This is a genomic window from Antarcticibacterium flavum (genome assembly GCF_006159205.1).
GTDB classification, from domain to species: Bacteria; Bacteroidota; Bacteroidia; order Flavobacteriales; family Flavobacteriaceae; genus Gillisia; species Gillisia flava.
Genome location: NZ_CP040812.1, coordinates 4,090,064 through 4,110,683, shown reverse-complemented (window position 1 = coordinate 4,110,683; position 20,620 = coordinate 4,090,064). Strand labels below are relative to the sequence as shown.

The 20,620-nt window shown below is 40.6% G+C and carries 17 protein-coding genes and 1 pseudogene; 5 read left to right on the top strand and 13 right to left on the bottom strand.

The annotated features are described in order from the left end of the window. Window positions 1–8 precede the first annotated feature (8 nt). Genes FHG64_RS17960 through FHG64_RS19265 form a run of 4 tightly spaced genes read right to left on the bottom strand, consistent with a single transcriptional unit; the run spans window position 9 to window position 3,249 of the window. Complete coding sequence (locus FHG64_RS17960) at window positions 9–1,022, bottom strand: site-specific integrase (RefSeq protein WP_139067680.1); 1,014 nt, start codon at window positions 1,020–1,022, stop codon at window positions 9–11. Beyond that, a complete protein-coding gene (locus FHG64_RS17955) occupies window positions 1,009–1,986 on the bottom strand; it encodes a tyrosine-type recombinase/integrase (protein ID WP_139067679.1) in 978 nt (325 codons plus the stop codon). Before FHG64_RS17955 ends, FHG64_RS17960 begins: the two co-directional genes overlap by 14 nt. Continuing rightward, the gene (locus tag FHG64_RS17950) at window positions 1,979–3,121 is read right to left on the bottom strand and encodes a tyrosine-type recombinase/integrase (protein WP_139067678.1); all 1,143 of its coding nucleotides are present in this window, start codon (window positions 3,119–3,121) and stop codon (window positions 1,979–1,981) included. Before FHG64_RS17950 ends, FHG64_RS17955 begins: the two co-directional genes overlap by 8 nt. Continuing rightward, window positions 3,082–3,249, bottom strand: a complete 168-nt coding sequence (locus FHG64_RS19265) for a hypothetical protein (protein WP_168191387.1) — start codon at window positions 3,247–3,249, stop codon at window positions 3,082–3,084. The genes FHG64_RS17950 and FHG64_RS19265 overlap by 40 nt, the downstream gene beginning before the upstream one ends. A 182-nt stretch (window positions 3,250–3,431) precedes the next feature. Here FHG64_RS19265 and FHG64_RS17945 point away from each other — a divergent pair. The 5 genes and pseudogenes from FHG64_RS17945 to FHG64_RS17925 all read left to right on the top strand — a co-directional run. Continuing rightward, window positions 3,432–3,599 (top strand): annotated as a pseudogene (locus FHG64_RS17945) (JAB domain-containing protein); the annotation flags it as partial. A 363-nt stretch (window positions 3,600–3,962) separates the two neighbouring features. Beyond that, the gene (locus FHG64_RS17940; protein WP_139067677.1) at window positions 3,963–4,343 is read left to right on the top strand and encodes a BfmA/BtgA family mobilization protein; all 381 of its coding nucleotides are present in this window, start codon (window positions 3,963–3,965) and stop codon (window positions 4,341–4,343) included. Window positions 4,344–4,359: 16 nt separating this feature from the next. Continuing rightward, a complete protein-coding gene (gene mobB, locus FHG64_RS17935) occupies window positions 4,360–5,388 on the top strand; it encodes a MobB family relaxase (RefSeq protein WP_139067676.1) in 1,029 nt (342 codons plus the stop codon). 10 nt (window positions 5,389–5,398) lie between these two features. Then, complete coding sequence (locus FHG64_RS17930; RefSeq protein ID WP_139067675.1) at window positions 5,399–6,997, top strand: type IV secretory system conjugative DNA transfer family protein; 1,599 nt, start codon at window positions 5,399–5,401, stop codon at window positions 6,995–6,997. A 100-nt stretch (window positions 6,998–7,097) separates the two neighbouring features. Next, on the top strand, window positions 7,098–7,454 hold the full coding sequence (locus FHG64_RS17925) for a hypothetical protein (RefSeq protein ID WP_139067674.1): 357 nt from the start codon (window positions 7,098–7,100) through the stop codon (window positions 7,452–7,454). Window positions 7,455–7,708: 254 nt separating this feature from the next. Here FHG64_RS17925 and FHG64_RS17920 read toward each other — a convergent pair whose 3' ends face one another. The 9 genes from FHG64_RS17920 to FHG64_RS17880 form a co-directional block, all read right to left on the bottom strand. Then, on the bottom strand, window positions 7,709–8,311 hold the full coding sequence (locus tag FHG64_RS17920) for a hypothetical protein (protein WP_139067673.1): 603 nt from the start codon (window positions 8,309–8,311) through the stop codon (window positions 7,709–7,711). A 145-nt stretch (window positions 8,312–8,456) separates the two neighbouring features. Continuing rightward, the gene (locus FHG64_RS17915; RefSeq protein ID WP_139067672.1) at window positions 8,457–11,105 is read right to left on the bottom strand and encodes a carboxypeptidase-like regulatory domain-containing protein; all 2,649 of its coding nucleotides are present in this window, start codon (window positions 11,103–11,105) and stop codon (window positions 8,457–8,459) included. Between the two features lies 1 nt (window position 11,106). Next, complete coding sequence (locus tag FHG64_RS17910) at window positions 11,107–11,907, bottom strand: GLPGLI family protein (RefSeq protein ID WP_139067671.1); 801 nt, start codon at window positions 11,905–11,907, stop codon at window positions 11,107–11,109. Window positions 11,908–11,946: 39 nt separating this feature from the next. Continuing rightward, window positions 11,947–12,735 carry a GLPGLI family protein gene (locus FHG64_RS17905; RefSeq protein WP_139067670.1) on the bottom strand — a complete coding sequence of 263 codons (789 nt, stop codon included), beginning with the start codon at window positions 12,733–12,735 and terminating at the stop codon, window positions 11,947–11,949. A 281-nt stretch (window positions 12,736–13,016) separates the two neighbouring features. After that, entirely contained in the window at window positions 13,017–13,841 is an 825-nt protein-coding gene (locus tag FHG64_RS17900) for a GLPGLI family protein (RefSeq protein WP_139067669.1), read from the bottom strand. A gap of 8 nt (window positions 13,842–13,849) precedes the next feature. Continuing rightward, window positions 13,850–14,689 (bottom strand): GLPGLI family protein, encoded by an 840-nt coding sequence (locus FHG64_RS17895; protein WP_139067668.1) that lies wholly within the window; start codon window positions 14,687–14,689, stop codon window positions 13,850–13,852. Window positions 14,690–14,950: 261 nt separating this feature from the next. Next, on the bottom strand, window positions 14,951–18,139 hold the full coding sequence (locus FHG64_RS17890) for a glycosyltransferase family 117 protein (RefSeq protein WP_174760411.1): 3,189 nt from the start codon (window positions 18,137–18,139) through the stop codon (window positions 14,951–14,953). A 68-nt stretch (window positions 18,140–18,207) separates the two neighbouring features. Beyond that, entirely contained in the window at window positions 18,208–19,203 is a 996-nt protein-coding gene (locus tag FHG64_RS17885; protein ID WP_139067666.1) for a response regulator transcription factor, read from the bottom strand. Between the two features lie 173 nt (window positions 19,204–19,376). Then, window positions 19,377–20,525 (bottom strand): hypothetical protein, encoded by a 1,149-nt coding sequence (locus FHG64_RS17880; protein WP_139067665.1) that lies wholly within the window; start codon window positions 20,523–20,525, stop codon window positions 19,377–19,379. Between the last annotated feature and the right edge of the window lie 95 nt (window positions 20,526–20,620).

The window sequence follows — 20,620 nt, the reverse complement described above, 5'->3', positions numbered from 1 at the left end:
ATAACATTTTAAAATTTTTTCAACCACATTATCAAATTTTCATTTTTTGCCCACGTGGCTGTTTCATCAGGATTAATATTTACGTATGCTTTTTCCAAGGCTTTTCGTTTTTGTTTGGAATCTGCCCTGGCATATAATTCTGTAGTTTGAACGGATACGTGACCAAGTATGTCACGGATATACACCAGATTCACTCCGGCCTGCAGTAGATGCATTGCTTTAGAGTGCCGCAGGGAATGACAGCTAATTTTTTCCGGGAGCTGCATTATATTTTCTTTCCTTGCCATTTTAAAATATTTCTGGACAATGTAATGGATCCCTGCACGGGTGAGTTTTTCCTTTCTGCTATTAAAGAACAGCGGGTTCATATTAGCAGAAGCCGCATCTAATCGGTTCTCCTTTAAATAGTTTCTCAGGTGTCCGGTTTGAGCATCCAACATCGGTACCACACGGGCTCTATTTCCCTTTCCAATAATCTTGATTACAGGCGGAGTGTCCAGCCTTAGCATCGAAGGGGTCAGGTCAATGATTTCCTGTACCCGCGCGCCCGTATCGTACATTAATGACAATAGCGCCAGATCTCTCCGGCCTCTGTTGGTAGAATAGTCCGGTTGCTGCAATAGTAATTTCATTGCTTCAATGGTCAGATAAATAATAGATTTATTCTGAGATTTTTTAAACCTAATGGATAGAATTTTCTGGCAATTGTACAAATGCCCCAGGTCTTCATGTTGTAGGAACCTGTAGAATGAATGGATGGCCGCCAGGCGAGCATTACGGGTAGTGTTTCCACAGTTCCTTGTATTTTGCAGCCAGTCAAGGTAATCCAGGATCACTTTTTTGGTCACCTTATCTAATGTTAGTTTCTCAACTTTTAATTGTTTTTCTTTCTGAAGGTATTCAATTAATAAAACAAAGGTATCCCGATACGCTATAATCGTATTATTGCTTACTCCTTTTTCAAGGGGCAAGTACCTGGATATAAAATCAGAGATATACTTAGAAAAATCAGTTGGCTTCATAGTTTTTATATTTAGGGAATACATTCAAACAGGTTATATCGAGGTCCTCGATCAAGTCCGGATACATATTGGCCGTAAGCCTTACATAATGGTTGGTAGCTCCTATTGACCCGTGACCCAGATAATTGGAAAGGATTGGTAGAGAGGCATAAAGGTCTACACCCGCTTCAGCCATACTGGCCATAGAGGTAACCGCAAATGTATGACGGAGATCGTGGACACGTGGGCCATGGTTTTCTCCCGTATGGTATATAGTCGCATCGCTTAAGCACCTTTTGAACCAATTTCTTACACTACTACCACATTTAGTTCCCTTGGTATTAACAAAGAAATATTCCGAGCGATCCCTAATGGGGAGTTGTTCCCTGTAATATTTGTATTCTTTACAAACAGCGACTAGCGAAGTTGAAATAGGAATAATACGCTCCTTCCCGTTCTTAGAATCTTTCACCCGTAAATAATTTTCTTCTAGGTTTACCTCTTCATCTTTAAGGGCCAGGGCTTCTCCAATACGCAACCCGGTAGCATATAACAGCCTAAGTAATGCCGGAATACATATCAAAGAAGAGTGCATATTCCTCTGAGCAAGCCTTAATTTATCAGCGGCTACAAATAGTGCAGTGATTTCTTTTGAGGAATAAATATATGGGACAAAGGTGCTTTTTGGGTTCCGTGGAAGTTTAGGTATATAGGAAAGAATACCAAGATCACACAGATAAGAAGAAAATTGTGCAAGATGCCTTATTCTATCGTACCGATTTTGTGGAGATTCATTACTTCGTTTTTCACCCCATTTCTGAGCAAAGCTTTTTGTTATTCCTGATGTCTTTTCTTCAAATTCATAGGCCAACTGGTCAATCTGTATTAAGATGAGATTTCCTGTTCTATACTTGAAGCCGAGCTTTCTTTTCATCTGGATAAATTGTTCTATCGCCGGGCCATATACGCTATCATAATTAGTCATAAAAAACCCCTCCTTTCTGTAAGTAAAAATCAGGGGATACAGAAGGTACTTCCAGCATACACTGTTGCATGGACTTCAGATCAATCCTTAAATAATATCTTGTCGACTCCGTGCTTTTATGTCCCAGGACTTCCGATATAACGGGAAGCACTGTACTTTCTTCCAGCATCCTAAATCCAAGGCTATGGCGCAGGGAATGTGGGCCGAACCGCCTACCTTCAGTATTGATCCCTGCTTTTTTATAAGCCCTTTGGACAATATGAGTAACCACATTACTTGAAGCAAAATTACTGTATGGCGATCTTTCTGATAAAAAAACACAAGCCTCTTCGGATTTTGCTCGCCCGTATTTCAAATAATCTATGATAGCATTTCCAACATCGGGCAATAAGGGAAGTATTAATTCTTTCCCTGTTTTTACTTGTTCTATTTCAATAGTGCTGGTGTCCCAATGCAGGTTCGCAAACTTCAATCTGGAAATATCCGAAGCCCGGAGCCCCAGTCTTGCAGCCAGAAGAATAATGGCATAATTCCGTTTCCCTATTGGACTCGATCGGTCTATTGATACAATCAATTTTTCTATTTCTTCTTTTGAATATGTGGAAGGTAATTTAGGTTGATCAATGATCCTGTACCTTGGGATCCGTCTGGAATAATCGATTGCTAAAAGCTTCTGTTCAAATAAGTACTTCAGAAAACACCGGAGTGTTGACAGAACAGGAACTATCAAGGTTTTTCCACAATTAATGGTGTTAATATAATGGAGAAGGACGGCTAAATCAATATCTCTTACAATATGGATTTTATTTTCATTACAATATTCCAGAAAAAGAAAAAGGCAACGTTTATAGCAGTGTAAGCGGATTGTGGATAGTCTTTCTTCTACGTGTTTATAATCTAAAAAACTGACTATTGCCTCACCTAAAGCCCCCTTAAAGATAAAGGGAGCTTTTTTTAGTGGTAGGTTTGGTACTTTGATCTGGCCAGTATTCTGGAATTCGGTGAGTTTCCTGGTTCCATTAGCTAGAAATTGTTCCTGCTTAAAGAGCTTACGACCCTTACGGCCGTCAAACTCAAAATTAAGGAATTGCTCCTCTACTTTCTGGTCATATTGATGGATTCCATTGGAAACCATAAATTCCTTAAGTCGTTGCCACCCCTTCGATAGGCTCCAACTGTATTGCCGGAATAAGCATGTGTGTTTTGGAGATAATTCCCTACTTGGGCTATCAATTCATTAAAAGCTCTAATTGGTTCATTCATAAGACTATTATTTAGATGTGAATAATTCCTCTAAATAAAATATTGTCTGCTGAAGTTTAACGAGAAAAGAATAATATTATGTAAAGAAAAACACTTATAATCTGCTGGTTATAAGTAGTATAAAACAACAACTTTACATAACTATTCACTTAACATAATGTGCATTATGTAAAGCTTTACATAACGCCCACAATCACCCCAGCGGAAATAACCGACCCAGTGAAGCCGATAAACAGCTCACCCGCAAGATCACCAAAGGAGGAGAATATATGGATATCAAAGTCCTGGATCACCTGATCCTTACCCCTGATGGAGATTATTTCAGTTTTGCCGATGAAGGTTTACTCTAAAGAATCCAAAACGGGTGGCAATTGTCACCCGTTCCTTTTTTATGGAATTCATTACCACTTTCGCTTTCTTCTGAATTTTTGGTAAAAATGAGCTTCCAACTCTCTTAAAGTTTTTCCTTCCAAAAGCGATAAAGATTCGGTTGAATACCTTTCCTAAGCTAGAATTTTTGTCCCGCCCTGCGGGACGAAAAGGAATAGCAAGAGGGTAACACGCAGAGCGATGTTATGCATTCCTTTTCTGTTTTAATTTATTGATTTTTAATGTATTACAAAGTTTATAAAATCAGCATAGAAGAAGAAAAAGGAATTTTTCACTGAAAAAGCTCCACAGCCTTAGTAAAACCGTAAAAAATTCACGCAAAAATGGATGAAAAATTTAAAAAAGAGAGATTTAAAACATTAAGCATTAAAGCTTCTGTAGACAGAAAATTCAGGCGCTATTGCAAAGCAATTTCAAAATCCCATTCAATGACACTTTTTTTAATGGTGGATTTTTTTGAAAAACACGGGATCTCACCGGAAGAATCTTTAGGTCCTCATGCGCAGACCCTGGAAAATTTTATCAAAAAAAGGTTCAGCGCTGTAATAGCTATTATAAAGGATATCGAGAAGAATCAAACCAAACCTACAATAGGAATTCTCCAGGCGCTCCTGGAACAGGAAGAACCTAAAAAGAAACCTTTGCTGGTGGAGAAGAAACGACCTTCAGGAGATAGGCCTAATTACAGGGAATTCAACAGATGAAATAAACAACACGATTATGTATATAACTATCACTCCGCAAAACCTCTCAGCCGGATTTTCTAAGAGTTCGGCCGAGTTTGTCTCTTACCTGGAAAAGGAAAATCAGGGACTGGACAAGGAGGATCTGGAGTATTTTTTTAATCAGCATGGCGATCAGATTTCAGCTAAAGAAGTGATTTGGGAAATCGATTCCAACACTGCTAAACTTAAAAATACTGAACCTAAATTCTATTCCATTACCGTGAGCCCTTCCAAATTTGAACTGGCCAGGTTACAAAATAGCAGAGAAGATCTTAAGAAATACACCCGGGAACTAATGAAGGATTATGCTGCATCTTTTAATCGGGAAATTAATGACAGGCCAGTTACTGTTAGCGACATAAAATATTTCGCGAAGATTGAGCACCAAAGAACTTTTAAGGGGACAGATAAACAGGTGAAGGAAAATCAGCCTTTTGCCACACAGATCCTTCAGCTAAAAACGGAAATAAGACAAGTAGAACGTGGTGAAGTGGGAGGTAATATTCGAAGCCTTCAGAAGGAAATCAATAAACTGCAACAGGCTGCACCACATAAGCAAAACGGGCAGCGAATTGTACAAGGAATGCCTAAAGAAGGGAATCAGAGCCATATTCATATTATCGTAAGCCGCAAGGATGTCACCAATACCCACAGCCTTTCCCCCGGCAGTAAATACAAAGCTTCAGAAGTTATGATGAACGGTAAATTGGTTAAACGAGGTTTTGACAGAGATGCATTTTTTCAGAAAGCAGAAAAGACTTTTGACAGCAACTTCGCCTATAAACGCAATTTTGTGGAAACCTACCAGTCAAGGAAATTATTCCTTAGGGACCATAAATTATATTTCACCTCCATCCTTGGCTTACCGGCAAGTGAAAAAGCCATTGCCTTGAAGATGCTTCGGGAAGCGGGAGTGCCAATGCTTCACATTCCTATCAATAAGTTCCAGCTGGCGCGCAAATCTATTAACCTCCTTACAAGTGGCATCAAGGCGGCTATTCGCTCCGGGTCCATCGGGATTTAATCTACTAGTGATGACAACACTTTTAATAATTACTTATTTCATCTGCGGCGGTATCTTCTACGGCATTCACAGGAGCACCCGCTACGGCTATGTAATCAACAGCATTCTTATCGTTACTTCTATATTTTTTCTGAAGGATCCAAATCCTTACCCATTCCCACATCTGAAGGTTATTCTGCTCCTGGGCTGTCCCCTTATTCTCATAAACACCATCCTGTTTGTATTTTTTCAGAAAGAGGGGAAAAGTTCTATAATCCCATCTGAATATGAGGTGAATTTTAAGCTGAAAAGCGGGAAGTTTAAGATCAATAATATCCGAAGAGGGGCATCTGTAATCGGTGCTGCGGGAAGCGGAAAAACTGAAAGTGTGGTATATGGCTTTCTGCAGCATTTCAGGAATAACTCCTTCTGTGGGGTGATCCACGATTATAAGGATTTTGAAATAACTGAAATGGCCTATCCCCTATTTCAGGAAAGCGATATCAAATTCTACATTATTTCTTTCGATAGGATCTTTCACCGGGTGAATCCCATTGCTCCCCGGTACCTGGTGAATGAAGAAAGCGTCAATGAAGTTTCACGGGTGCTGCTGGAAAACCTCCTCGAGCAAAAGGAAAGCGGGGCTACAGGTACCAGTAAATTCTTCAATGATGCTGCGGAAGGGCTCATTGGCGGACTCATATGGAAACTCAAAACCGAATACCCTCAATTCTGCACCCTTCCCCACCTTATCGCAGTATACCAGATCCTCGATACTGAAAGCCTGGTGGAATTCCTGAAATCTGATAACACCTCCTGGGCCATGGCCGATGCTTTTATTAGCGGAATAGATTCCGACAGGCAGACGGCCGGGGTGAAGAGTACCCTGGCCAATGCGCTTAAGAAGATCTGTACCCAAAGGATCTTTATGGCTCTTTCTGCAGATGAAGTTCCACTAAATATTAATTCACCTGAAAATCCTGCCGTGATCTCCGTCGTCAATAACCCCAAATATGAAACTGCCTACTCCCCCGCTATTGCAACCGTGATCCATACAGTGGTAAAGCAAATGAGCGTGCGCAATTCCCGACCCTCTTTTCTTCTTATGGAAGAGGCACCAACAATTAGGTTACTCAATATGCACCGCATCCCGGCCACTCTAAGGAGCTATAACATCGCAACAGTGTATGTGCTGCAAGATAAGATCCAGAATGATATGATGTACGGGGAAAAAGCCAGCAGGGCGATCCTGAGCAATCTTTCCTATCAATTCTTCGGGAAGGTAAACGATCCCGATACTGCCAGGTACTACGAGCGTTTTTTTGAAATCGTGAAGAAAGAAACCACCAGCGTGAACCGCGGTTACAGCCTGGATTTCGATACCAGGATCACCACCGGCGAGAAAGAAATTTCCAAAATAAGGGCCGATGCTTTTTTCAGGCTGAAGGAGGGAGAGTTCATCACCTATGCCGATGGAAAAGACCAGAAGGTTCATTTTTCCCTGCAGAAGATAAGAAAAGAACTTCCGGAAAGCAGGTCTTTTACGTCAAAGGAACTTGAAGAGAATTTTGACAGGATTTATGAAGAAGCAAAATCCATCTTCGACAAGCCTCATGAACCTAAGGAATGAATTGAATCAATATGGGATCCTATAGAACCGAATCTTAATTTAATTTAGGCTATGGAATTTTTCCAAATAATAATTTATATTTGTTGGAAATATTCCAGATATGAGTTTTAATCCATTAAATGGTAATATCGACTTTCCCCTAAATGAGGCACCCGATGATCCTCATATGGGCATCAATTTTGATTATGAGTTTGCCGGTAAAAGGACCGGGGAGATGGTATCTCTTTTAATCCATAGCTGGGTCATTGATCATCAGGGGAAGGTTTACAGCCGGAAGGCCACTTATTTTCTTCCCCGCATAGATGCCGTTGAAGCTATTACCAAACACATAAAAACCCATCTTGTAAACATGGGAGTGGATGACATGTTCTGCAGAAGGTTGATGAGGGATTTTGAGGTGGATAATGAAAAAGCTATTCCATATGGCACTATGGAGTTTTCGCGAATGGTGAATTAACTTCTCCATTTTTCCTTTAAAAATTTAACCTTACGGCTTTCCGTAATTAAATTGGAAATAAATTATTAGATTTGAATAATTCTGTAAATTCCTTTTCTACGAAGGAATTCTTATGATCCTAAATGGATGATACTCACGTTTTACCCCCACTCTTAAGGACCTGCCCTACCGGGTTCTTTTTCAAAGAAAGGATTTATGATTCAGGTATAGTTTGGACATTACTCCAATTCTATGAAAAACTTATTCTGTGTATTTTACTTCTCTTCTTTTCCAATCGAGAGCATGGACCTGTCATAAGATGCCCTGGCCAGCCATTGAACCTGGTAGTGATCCTTTAATTCGGGAGCCTTGGCAGCGGCTGCTGCCAATTTGGAAGCTGTTTTATAATCATCACTATTATCGCTGTGATAATATATAAAGGCTGCATAAAATTTATCTAGGGGTTCAACCATGTTCTTTTGTTTATGAAGTTCTATTACCTGGTCCATTCTTACTTGATCTCTTTGATCAAGCTCACTAAGGATCGGAAAGTAAGATCTTAATTGTTTCCTATCGGTTTGATCTGTGAAATAAGAGTATTCCAGTTTATCACTCACTGTACCGTTGTCCCGAACTGCATTCTCATATGGACGGAAGAGTGAGACAACAACCCCAAGGATTCCAATGCCTATTATAATTACTGGAACTTTAATGTACCCAAGCCGGATCCTTTTAAAATAATTCCTGATACCCGCCAGGATCAAAAAGATAAGGGAAAGTAAAATGATCACGATCAATATAAATTCAAATGACTGGATCTTGTAAGAAAGAATTGCAGTAATTACTGCAGAGGTAATGACTATAATTGTTCTTTTCATTCCTGAATGTTTTATCCTTTAATATATAGGCGAGTTTAAATTTAAGATGTTGCAAGGCTATGAAATCATAACAGGTGTAAAGGCCATAGGACTTACTAAGCTATTTTTTCTGCTCTTGCTGCCATTACAGTAATAAGTTCACTCCTCAAAACGAAAACTTTAAACTCACTAAAACCTGCGAAGGCCTTAGGCGATAAGTGCTTTGAACGTATGCAAATTCATTATTGGAAACCCGCACGAACTCATCTGTATTCAAAATATTATTCCAGCTCGCCTCCAGGTCAATTCCGGAATCCTTAAACGTATATTGATAATTAAGATTCATAAAATAACTGTTCCGGTTTAAGTCTGAAATATTATTAAAGTAATATTCTGAATTAAGGCTGAAATACTGGTTCTCTGCCACATAAAAGAACAAATCCAGGGTGTGTTGTTGGGTTTCGATCGCATCAATATCCCGCTCTTCAATCCGGGTTTGCAATAAGCTGAAATTTGCAGCGTAGGAAGCACTTAACCAGTCTGTCACTTCAGATTCCAATCCTAGATCAAAGCTGAGATTTTCATTGTGGACTTCAGCTAAATTTTGATTTAAAAGTTGCTCCCTTTCAAAAAGGGAAAAAGTGGTCCCCAGAGTAAGTGTGGTATTGAGTTTACTGAAGTATTTACTCGCTTTTGCACTCCAGTTATGGGAATATGAATAATTCTCCTGCTCAATTGCCTCTAAAACCGTAGCGGCGTTTTCCCCTATAAGGTTGCTGTACAATAAATTCCTCCTGGTCCTGTTGTGGGAATAAGAGGTATTTGCAAAAAAAGAGGTGAGCGGATTCCTGTAAGTAAGCCGCCAGCTGTAATTCTGCCTGAGATCCTCCGGGAGCGGGGAATTGTATCGCTGCAGGCTACGGTAATTGTTTAGAATGAAACCGTAGTACATCCTGTTGATCTCCCCAAATTCATTGCTCAAGGCGGCAGATACACTGGTCTCCCAAAAAGCCGAAAATTTATTCCTTATATAAATATCGGGTTCAAAGGTCAATCTATTCAATTGCTGATCCTCGTTCAAAGTTGGATCTTTAATATTAAAAGACCTATAGTTAACCGGGGTATTTAGCCTGAGGTTCCAGTTGTCCTTTTCATATACAAACCTGCTGGTGAAATAAATGCGGGAGGAAAGAAAATCGAGATCATTTCTGAAATTTCCATTCAAGATCTCGGTTTCGGCACCATCAAAAACGGTGAGCCTGCTTTCTAGATGCTCCTTTTGTATGGAGAAACCAACTTCAGGAGAAAGGGTTACCCCGCTTACCTTTTTGGTCATTCCTGCAGAATTATCGGTAAAAAAGGCGGTAGAGCTTACCTCCTGCCCTACTTCAGTAAAAGGCTCCCCGTTATTGAGCAAAGCTTCAAACTGGCCGGGCTGCACATTCAGATTTTGGTTCGCTTCTGTATAGCCGGTATTGGATCTAAAGGTGATTAATTGTTTCCCAATAGGTTTTAGCATCCGCAGTTTGTTGCGCACTACTGCAAATGGATTGGAAAGCCGCTGCAGGACCTCGTTGTTTCCGGTATCTATAAATCCTCTTTGGGAATCCCAATAGCCATTAAATTCAAGTTCGTTTTTAAGATAATTATCATTTGTATTTCGCTCCAGGATGAATTTAGACTGCAGCGTATTATAGAAAAGATCGTTGTTGGTTCGCTCCACAAGGTCAATTGTATCTGTAGGAGTGAAAAAGCGGGTTTGAGTGTTTCCTATTTGCCGTTGCGCATCATTGAGGTAGGAAATATTGGTCTTTAGATCAACATCCTGTTTTAATCTTATAAGGTAATTGGCAGATCCCAAATGAACATTATTATCCAGCCAGCGTTGTTGTGAAAATGGAGGTGCTGCCAACCCACGAATGGAGAGCCAGTCCCTTTTGTTAATGTTATAATCCCCCCGGCCAAAATCTGAAAAGGAAAAATCCCTTATTTCCCGCGAAACATCATGGCCGGTGTTATTCGACTGATATGTAACAATTGCCTGGTTCTTCCTTGTAAAGATCATAGGAGTCGCCTTTATCTTCCATAACAATGGCGACAGGCCCGTTCCCAGTTCTGCGGTCCCGCTGGTGGTAACGTCATTTTTTAGTTTGATATTTATCGAAGCTCTTTCAGAAAATTCCAGGCTATCCAGCAATTTCACCGGCTGGTGGTTTTCCAGGATCTGCACTTTGGAAACATCATCTGCCGCGATATTGTTATTGGCAAGACTGTACCTCCCTTCCAGCAGGTCCAATCCCTCTATATAATATTTCTGAATTGGTTTTCCCTGATATTCAATTTGTCCGCCGGGGAGGATCTCTATCCCCGGCATTTTTTTAAGAACATCTGCAATGACCCTATCCTTTTGATCTTTGAAGGCTGAAACTGAAAAACTAAGCGTATCCCCCCGCTGTTCAATGATCCTGGCTTCTACCAAAACCTCCTTTAATGCTTCGGAAGAAGGGGAAAGTTGTATTTCCAGCTCCTGATCTTTATTCTGAATTTCCTGTTTTAAAGTGGCATAACCGATGTAAGAGATCTTCAGAAAAAGGAGATCAATTTCCGTCTTGAGCTTTATGCTGAAGTTCCCGTTTCCGTCTGAAATTCCGTAGGCTAAAATAGCGCTGGTAGAATCTTTGCTTATCATAATGGTAGCGCCACTAAGACCCTGGCTATTTTCGTCCAGCACCTTTCCTGAAAGAACAGACTGCGCCTTAGCACTTGAGGCAAGAAGGAAAAATATAAAGAGGAGGATAAAATGGCCTTTTTTCAAATCATTCTAATTCTATAGGGTTGTTTTCCTTCTCCAGCATCTTCGTGAAAGCTTCTACATATTTTTTATGATTCTCTGGTGAAATTTTTACGTTAGGATTTTTAGCATATCCCATAGGATCCCTACGATAGCGATACCATAGTGCTTCCAGCTGTTCCCTGTCGGTTTTCACAAATTGGTTTAAGTTGAGATTATATTTAAGTTTTGGAGAAAGTTTTTCAAGGCCAAAAAGTTCAAAAACCCAATGCCCCCCGGTATCGGCAATCTCCAGTATCAAACCCGGTAAACCGTTGAACTTATAAGGACCTTCAGCAATTGGCACTTCAGGAGTAAACCACGCAACATACTTCCTACCTGCAAAAGCAGTGGTGGCCTTTTGTACTTCATAATCCTTGATCTTTTTAGTTTCCGGCAGGATCTCCCATTCAAATTGATCCATAGCTTCAGGATAATATAACCTGTCATCCATTTTAGGGATTTTCAAGGTATAGTACATATTACCTGTAGTTCTTTCCTTGAGAAGCTCGTAGTGGAACTGAGTTAGGGCAGCCCTTGAGGTATGACCGCGATTTCCTCTCACCACAACCGGGTTCTCCAGGGTTTTCGCCCTGCTGGAAAATTTGGACAGGTTCTCACCAGTGTAAAGGATCATGTACTCAGATTTTGGTTCCTCCAGGTCGGTGGAATCAAGTTTATAAGTGAGTTTATATGTAACTTTATACTCAAATTTATCATTCAACTTTTGCGCTAAGCCATTGGAGGCAATCACACTCATTAAGAAAAACAGGAAGAATTCTTTCATTATCTTAAAATTTGAATTCAAGGGGGTTATTTTTCCTCTTTAGTTCCTCCTTATGCTCTCTCTCCATTTTTTCTTTTTGTCCGGGCCTAAAAGCAATGGAGACCCCACCTGTTCCAGGGCTGTCTCTGGATCTCTATTAAATTTCTCAAGTACCCTAAGAAAATTTTTCCGGGAGGTTTGGATGTAATCTCTGGGATCAAATTCCAGTAATGCCCTTTCTTTTAAGATTTCAAAGTTTTCAAGAATGAAAGAATAATGGCCCCTGGTATCCTGTATCTCAAGGATCAAACCTGGCAATCCGTTAAATTTATAGGGGCCATCGCTAATGGGAATTTCCGGGGTGAACCAGGCGATATAATCCCTTCCGGCAAATCTGGTTGTCGCTTTTTGAACCTTATAGCCTGTGATCTCTTTAGTTTCCGGCAGGATTTCCCATTCAAATTGTTTAAGATCTTCAACATACTGGTAATTATCCAGAACGATCTTTTGCGTAAAAGAAAGCTTTCCTTCAGGTATACCTTTATAGATATAATAGCCCAAACTTCTTTTAGATGATCCCTGATTATTCCCGGTAAAAGCGTTAGGATCCTTTTGCTGTTTTTTTAGTACCTCGTCCCCTTCCAATCGATCCCTGCTGGAAAACCTGGATATCCTGTCACCTATATACAAAACCATAGTTTCACGCTCTATAGACCCGGGGTTTGTAGAATCAATTTGCGAGGTAAGTTCATAAGTAGCTTTATATTTAAACGCATTTGTGACAGAATTTTGAGAAAAGGCAGTCTGGAAAATTATCAATAAGATCAATGAAAGTCTGTTTTTATACATCAAGGTGTCTAATTTTGTTCTAAAGGGTTATTCTCCTGTGCTACTTTCTCCCTTGCTTTCCTTTAAATGCTTCGTATTTTTTGCAGTACTAATAAGCTATAACACTAAAAGGCCTAAGGACAAATTTTTATAATTTCAGCTAATTTCTTTTATCAGTTGTTATAAAACCTGACTTATTCTTTAGGGTGGAAAGTTTCATTAATAAACTCCAATTGTCTTTTATAAATTAAACATACAACTAAATGATTAGTTAAACTAATTAATTGGTGAATTTCAATCTTTTATTCCAATTCTATAGGATTATTCCGCTTTTGCAGTGTTTCCTTATGTTCCTTCATCATCTTCTCCTTTTGGCCGGGTTTGAATTTCATGGTAATACCTACCTTTCCCAGTGCGGCAAATGGATCACGATCATATTCAGCAAGGGCGTATAGCAATTTCTCCCTGCTGGTAGCAATATATTCTTCAGGATCAAATTCAAATGGTACAGGTTCTTTCAAGATTTTAAAATCGGTTAAGCGGAAGAAATAATGATCCTGATCGTCGCTCACCTCCACTATCAATCCCGGCAACCCGTTGAATTTATATGGGCCATCTGAAATAGGGATTTCGGGAGTGAACCATGCGATATAATTTCTCCCGGCAAAATTTGTAGTGGCTTTTTGAACCTGATAGCCGGCAAACTCTTTGGTTTCCGGAAGTATTTCCCATTCAAATTGATCCATGTCCTGGATGTACATAAGGTTATCCTTGACTATTTTTTGGGTAAAGGCAAGCTTTCCATCGCCTACTCCCTTGTAGATATAATAATCAAATTCAGTTTGAGGTGCCCCCTTGAATTTTCCACTGAATTCTTTAGGATTTTTTTTTCGTGCCTGTAATAAGGAATCCCCGGCCAATCGCTCCCGGCTGGAAAATCTGGAAACCTTGTCTCCCAGGTATAGGTCCATAACTTCAGTTTGAACAGACTCCGCATTTGTGGAATCAATTTGCCAGGTAATTTGATAAGTTGCTTTGTATTTGAACTCATCTGTGAGCGATTTCTGAGAAAACCCGGTGTGGGAAATAAGTATAATAAAAATTGATGTGAGAACGTAGTTTTTCATACCAGGACCTAATTTAATTCAATTGGATTATTCTCCCGTGCAACTTTCTCCTTTGCTTCTTTTAAAAGCTTTTCCTTCTGTCCTTCCTTAAAATTTATGGTTACAGTCTTTTCTGCAGTATTGCTTCGCTCCAGGGCAGCAAAAGGGTTAAGGGCATATTCCTTTTTAAGCGCCAGCAATTTCTTTTTATCTGTTTTTATAAAATCTGAAGCCTTCAGCTCAACCGATAACGGATCCTTATATTTTTCAAACCCTGTAAGTGTAAAAACATAATGCTGTTGCGTATCGGCTACCTCGAGGATGAGTCCCGGTAAGCCGTTGAACTTGTATGGCCCGTCCGGAATAGGGATCTCTGAAGTAAACCAGGCGACATAATCCCTGCCAGCATAAGTAGTGGTAGCTTTTTGAGCAGAGAAACCCTGTAATTCCTTAGTCTCCGGTAAGATCTCCCAGGAGAACAGGTCCAGTTCTTCTTCATATCTCAAATGATCTCTAATTATTTTATAGGTATAGGAAATTCTATCTTCCGGAAAGCCTTTATAGATCACATAATTAAAGTTGGTTTTGGTCATTGCCGCTCTTTCAGAAATATCAATTGTTCCCATACCGTTCAGCTTAATATTGGCAGCAAGGGAATCCCGTAAGATCCTTCCCTTACTGGCGAACAGGGAAAGATTGTTTCCCCTGTATAATAGGAATTCTTCCTTTTTTACATCCTCCGGGTTTGTGCTGTCCGGTTTATAGGTGAGTTCATAGCTAGCCCTGTAAATAAGAGGTTCGGCAATCTGCGTTTGACTGCAAAGAGTGGAAACGATAAAAAAAAAGATAACAGAAAATGCTGTTTGCATTGATGAAGGATTTAGAATGATTGATGATTAAAACCGTTTGCCGGCCACTATTTAACGCAAGATGAGTAAAGAATTCTTTCTAAACAAATTTTAAACTATAAAAATAGTAATAAAACTATGAAAACAGTTTTTATGTCGGGCCTCACCTCACATTAGAAGCCGACGAGGTGAGGGATCAACTAAAAATACCTGGGGTTCTAAATTTTATGAAAAGACCCTACAGAGATTAACAATACTACATCCAGATATACAAGGAATATTCTATTTAAAAAAATGTGAGAATAACTCCAGATATCTATTGAATTCCGCCGCTTTCTCCTCTGCTGGTTCCCCCCTGTTATTTTCTGCCAGTAGCTGCACCAGCGATCTATACTGCTCTATTTCCTGAAGGATAACATCCACATAGTCATATTGCCTTTCCGGATCCCAGGAACTATAATAGATGAGATTTTCCTGATATTTAGCGGCGACTTTCTCCCATAGTGCCATGGCCTTTTGCTCCTCCCCAATTTTAAAGTACCCCGATATAAATGCATCGTGTAAGAAATAATAACCGTAGAATTCAAATGGCATATTGTGAAGTGCCAGCTCAATAACCTCCTCTGCCCTGGAGTTTTTTCCTTCTTTGATCAATTCCTCCACCAGTCTACCCAGGGCAGCCCTGTAGGTTATGCTGTTTCTGCGCGTAAAGGGGTCGTGGTAGATCTCGGGGTTTCCCATATTACCCCAGTCCCAGGCGGTAACGATATCATACATTTTTTCTGTATCTATCCTGCCCATTTCCAGCGGACTTTCAGGATCAACCGCCGTTTTTATTGGCACGAGTTTATAAGCGATCCCGTCCAGTTGCATGTAGTCCTTCATCCATAGATAATCCTCATCCCCAAAGCTCCCACCTGAAAAATAAATTGGCCGTTCCCAGTCATTATTAGCGAGAATATCCAGCATCAATAACTCATTCTTATAAACCGCGTTTTCCTGAAGTTCAATATAGATCTCCTCCACGATCTCACTTGAATCCCCTTGATTTACAATCCCTTTTTTAAGCACGTTTTCCTTATTTACAGGCACCCGAAGGGATTTGGTAGGAAAAGTCTTTACCTGCTGTCCGCTTTGAAGTGTAGCTTTTGTCGAGGGGTTATCACTGGCCACCCAGTTCATCCAAGATCCTATATTAATCGTATCCTTTGTGACCTCCTGGTGGATAATGTAGTCATTGGTTCCTGCCTTATAATGATCATACTCCAGCTGGGATGGCACAGCCTCACTCTCCCAGGCCTTCCGCTTCATCTGGTCTATATACCAATCTGTCCCCAGCAGCATCGTATTAACGATCCTCACATCCCTCCTGTAGCCTTCTATTTGCTGCGCATACCACAGCAGGAACGTGTCATTATCGCCAATAGTGAATAGAATGGCATGTTCATCCAGCGAATCCAGATACATTTTGGCCATTGCAAGAGCAGAATACCGGTTGGATCTATCGTGATCATCCCAGTTTTGAACCGCCAGGAGCACAGGTACCGCTAAAACCGATACTATAATTACTAACGGGGCAGCGAATTTAGGTTGAATAATCTTTTTAAGAATATTAAAAAAAGAATAGGTCCCAATTCCCATCCACATGGAAAAGACATAAAATGATCCTACCAGGGCGTAATCCCGTTCCCTAACCTGGAATGGGGCTTCGTTGAGATACACTTTAAGGGCAATTCCTGTAAAGAGAAAGAATACCGTAAGCACCCAAAACCTCTTTTTGTCTCTAAGAAAGTGAAAAACAATTCCTGCCAGGCCAAGCAAAAGTGGTAGGAAAAAATAAGTGTTTCGAGCTTTATTATTCGCGATATCAGACGGTAAATATTCCTGGGATCCCAGGCGGGCTTCATCTATAAAATTAATTCCGCTCAGCCAGTTGCCATTAAGATCGTTATATTTTCCCTGGATATCATTTTGCCGCCCAGCAAAATTCCATAGGAAATAGCGCCAATACATATAGCTCATTTGATATTCCAGCATAAACTTAATATTTGAAATGAAAGAAGGCTTTTCCACATCAAAGTATGCCCCAAACCTACTAAGGAAGTTGTGATACTCTTCACTTCCTATGCGACCGGAAGCGATTCCCTTTCTTAGATTGGCTACTGCCTGGAGCAATTGCTCTTCTCCCTGGTATTCCTGTTTTATACTGAAAGCAGGCGCTTCTGTAAACCATATATAGTTGGCCGCATGTTGCCTGCTCCCCATCCTGGGAAGAAAGGTTTTATGAGCATCGTCAAAATTGTGCCGGGCATTCCTGTAGTCATTGATGATCACATATTTACCCGAAGCCTCATCCCGCTCGTAATTTGGTGGCTCATCCTTATATGGGTTTTCAGGATCCAGTCCGCCATACATTTCAGTATACTGGGGGCCATAAAAGAGATAGGATTCCCCGTATTGTTCCCTGTTATAATAGGCAAGCAATTCCCGGGCATTATCAGGATCGTTCTCATTGACCACCGTTTTTGCATTGGCACGAATTGGCAACATGGTCCAGCCGGAGAAACCTATCAGAATAAAAAGCAGGCATAACACCAGCGTGTTTAGCTGTACATAGCCTTTCCGGTTGGTGTACCTCCATCCATAAATGAAGAGACCAATAATAAACATAAGAGCGACTATGGTTCCTGAATTAAAAGGCAGGCCAACGGAATTTGTAAAAAACACTTCTGAAAATGCCAGGAAACTAAGGGTATAAGGCAGTAAAAACTTAAAGATGAACATTAAAACCGCCACCACTACAAGATTGGCGATGATGAAATTTTTAGGGGTTATTTTCCGAAAGTTCTTAAAATAGTACAATAATCCCACCGCAGGAATGGCGAGCAGCGTAAGAAAGTGGACTCCAAAGGAAAGCCCCACGATAAAACAAATAAGGATCAACCAGCGATTTCCACGGGGTTTAAACATATCCCGTTCCCAAAGAAGGCCCAGGTAAAAAAGCAGGGCCATAAGACAGGTGGACATGGCATATACTTCTGCTTCTACAGCATTGAACCAAAAACTATCAGTAAAAATGAAAGCTGTGGCACCTGTGAAGGCGCTGCCTAAAATTGCAATTTTGGTTGCATTAGTTAATTCCTCTTTAGGTCCGGTGACTTTCCGAAGTAATAGCAGGACAGATCTAAACAAAAACATTACAGTAAAAGCACTCGCCAGGGCAGACATGAAGTTCACTAGCAGAGCCACCTTATCTGCACCTGGCGCAAAAGCAGCAAAAAGGGCACCCATCATTTGATACAGCGGTGCGCCTGGGGGATGGCCCACTTCCAGGTTTGCAGCCGTAGCGATATATTCCCCGGCATCCCAGAAGCTGGTGGTAGGTTCCAGGGTAAGGGTATATGTGGCGAGGGAAATTCCAAAAACAGCCCATGATAATCCCCTGCCCCAATTGGCAAAACTGAAATTCATTTGTTTCAAATTTTTCTGAAACAAAGAACTTTAGATCTGCCTGGAAAATGGGAGTTCCTGTGGTCTATTTAGGTACTAGTACCGGTATGATTTTGATGTTTTAGCACAAGATCCCTGCGGTTGGTAACATTCAATTTACTGTAAATGCTGGAGGTATGGGTTTTGACGGTGCTTATACTAATAAACAGAGCCGCCGCGATCTCCTTATTGGTTTTTCCCTCTAAAATAAGGTTTTTGACCTTTTCTTCCTGCGGACTAAGTTGTACAGAAGGTAGAGTAGCCGATCTTTTATGCATCCTGAAAACTACAAGCAGAAGGCCCACGATTCCGGTAAAACTGAAGAAATTGAATGCCAAACTTATGTGGTACTTTCTATTGATCAATTCCTGGTGCGTAGCCCTAATTTTATTTTCCAGGTAAGTATAGGACGCAGGGTCAAGATCACTGTCGTGAAGCTTGGCGAGTAAATCCAGGTAAAAATCTGGGTTCTCTGTAATATCTTTCTCAAGGAGCTGCTTCTCATCCAGGGTTTGAATGCTAAGAAGTTTTACCAGCAGGATCTCTAAGGAGTCTTTGGTGTAGTTACGGGTTTCGGTAAGATAGTTTTCAGGATTGAGATCCTCCTTAGCGGCAATTTTCTCTTCATACTCCTTCAGTTTCTGCCACTCCCTGTCAGCCTCATTTGAGTTGGAATATTCAAAACCCCGGGAATTTTCTATTCCAAAACGCACGCTGTCCTTATTCGATAAAATAAATCTCCTGAAGTTATTAATAGTAGTATCAAGAAGTTTTGTTCCCGGAGCTGTGATACCCACGTGTAATTCATAGACCTCATCTTTCTCAGAAAATACGGAATCGTGCAGGACAAAAGATCCATCCTCTCCAATCCTGCCCGTTGCCACTACCTCGCCCGTTTTATAGTTATCCTCTGGTAACAGCCTGTACAACACGATTTCCTTATTTTCAGAATTCTCTTCAGCACGTACATTGCCTTTTAAGGTGTTTTGAGCATAACCCTGAGCGATACAAATCAGCAAAACAAATAAAAAGGGAAATCTTTTCATGATAGTGGATATTAGTATCGCTAATATAAGAATTTGAAGAAGGATAAACCGGCTTCCAAATCCGGAATCAGGGCACAAGCTTAAGTAAGATTTTCATGCCATTAATTTATACTCGCCTATTTTTCTTGCAATAAAAATGATTTTAAGGTAAGGTTATAAATACCTTAGCTAAACTATTCGATAAACGGCAAATTGGAGTTGGATTCAATCTCGGGAAATGTTGCCCTATTACCACCAAACCTATAGGAGATCCCAAGGTTAATGAGGTAATCTGCAAAGGCGGCATCCCCGTTTCTGGGAGTACCTGTGATCCTTTCGGTTTCAAGATCGGTGACGCTTTGAGGCCTTTCCCTTCGAAAAGCCACCGGCACGTTAAGATTTATAGAAAAATTATTCCGCATATATGATATCCCCGGATCTATGGAAAGCACATTTCCGGGCCTCCTAAAACCACCACTTCCTCCTATTACATCCTCAACCGGCACCCCCTCAAATCTTGCCCCCAGGGAAGCCGCGAATTGGGAGGAAAGATTATATCCTAATCCAGCCCTCACGGCATATTGATCTGGGACAGACATCACCGCCTCATTTTGTAAAATTGGACTTAAAGTTTCCCGGAATGTTCTAATACCATTGGTTTCCCGGGGGTTCAAAAGATAGAATCCGCCTCCGTATATAAAAAGATCTGTGGCCAGACTTCGGTAAAACTGAAGGTCTACCGTTAAACCAAAACCACCATCACCCGGCTGTATGGATTGGTCCACAGGCCTCACCTGAGAAGAATTCTCCGGGCCTACATTATAGAATATATCTGTGGCATTATAATTTCCTGTAGGAAGTTTTAAACCCAGTCCCATTGCGAAATTCCCGTTCTCATGCTTTTCGGGATCAAGGATCCAGTAACCCACACCCAGTCTAATATCTGCCAGACCACGCGAAAAAGTCATATTTCGTTCCTCCCGCCCGTGTTCGTACAAGGAGGATCTTTCATTGAGGACAGTAGGAATTGTGATCCCGGCATACAATCTGTCTGTAATACCATAATTTAAACTGAAATCCCAGGAATGGGAATAATTAATAACCTCTGTATTATTGGAAACTCTATCGGGTTCCTCTTCTGTTCCCTTAAAATGACGGAAGGATTTAAAATAACGATAATTCATTCCGGCCTGGAAATCTCCTTTCCGTAGTAAATTACCTTCAAGCTCATTGCCCATACTACTGGAAAAATGTCTTATGGCTACACAGCCCTGGGCATTCATAGTAAGGGGAATGATCATTAATGAAAAAAGTATAAGAAAAAGACTGCTTGTTGTTTTCATATTTAATACCTGAGATTTTTCTATTAAGGAAACCAAAGTAGGCTTATTACAAACAGCATAAGAGTAACAAAAAATCAAAAAGATTAATCAAAGGT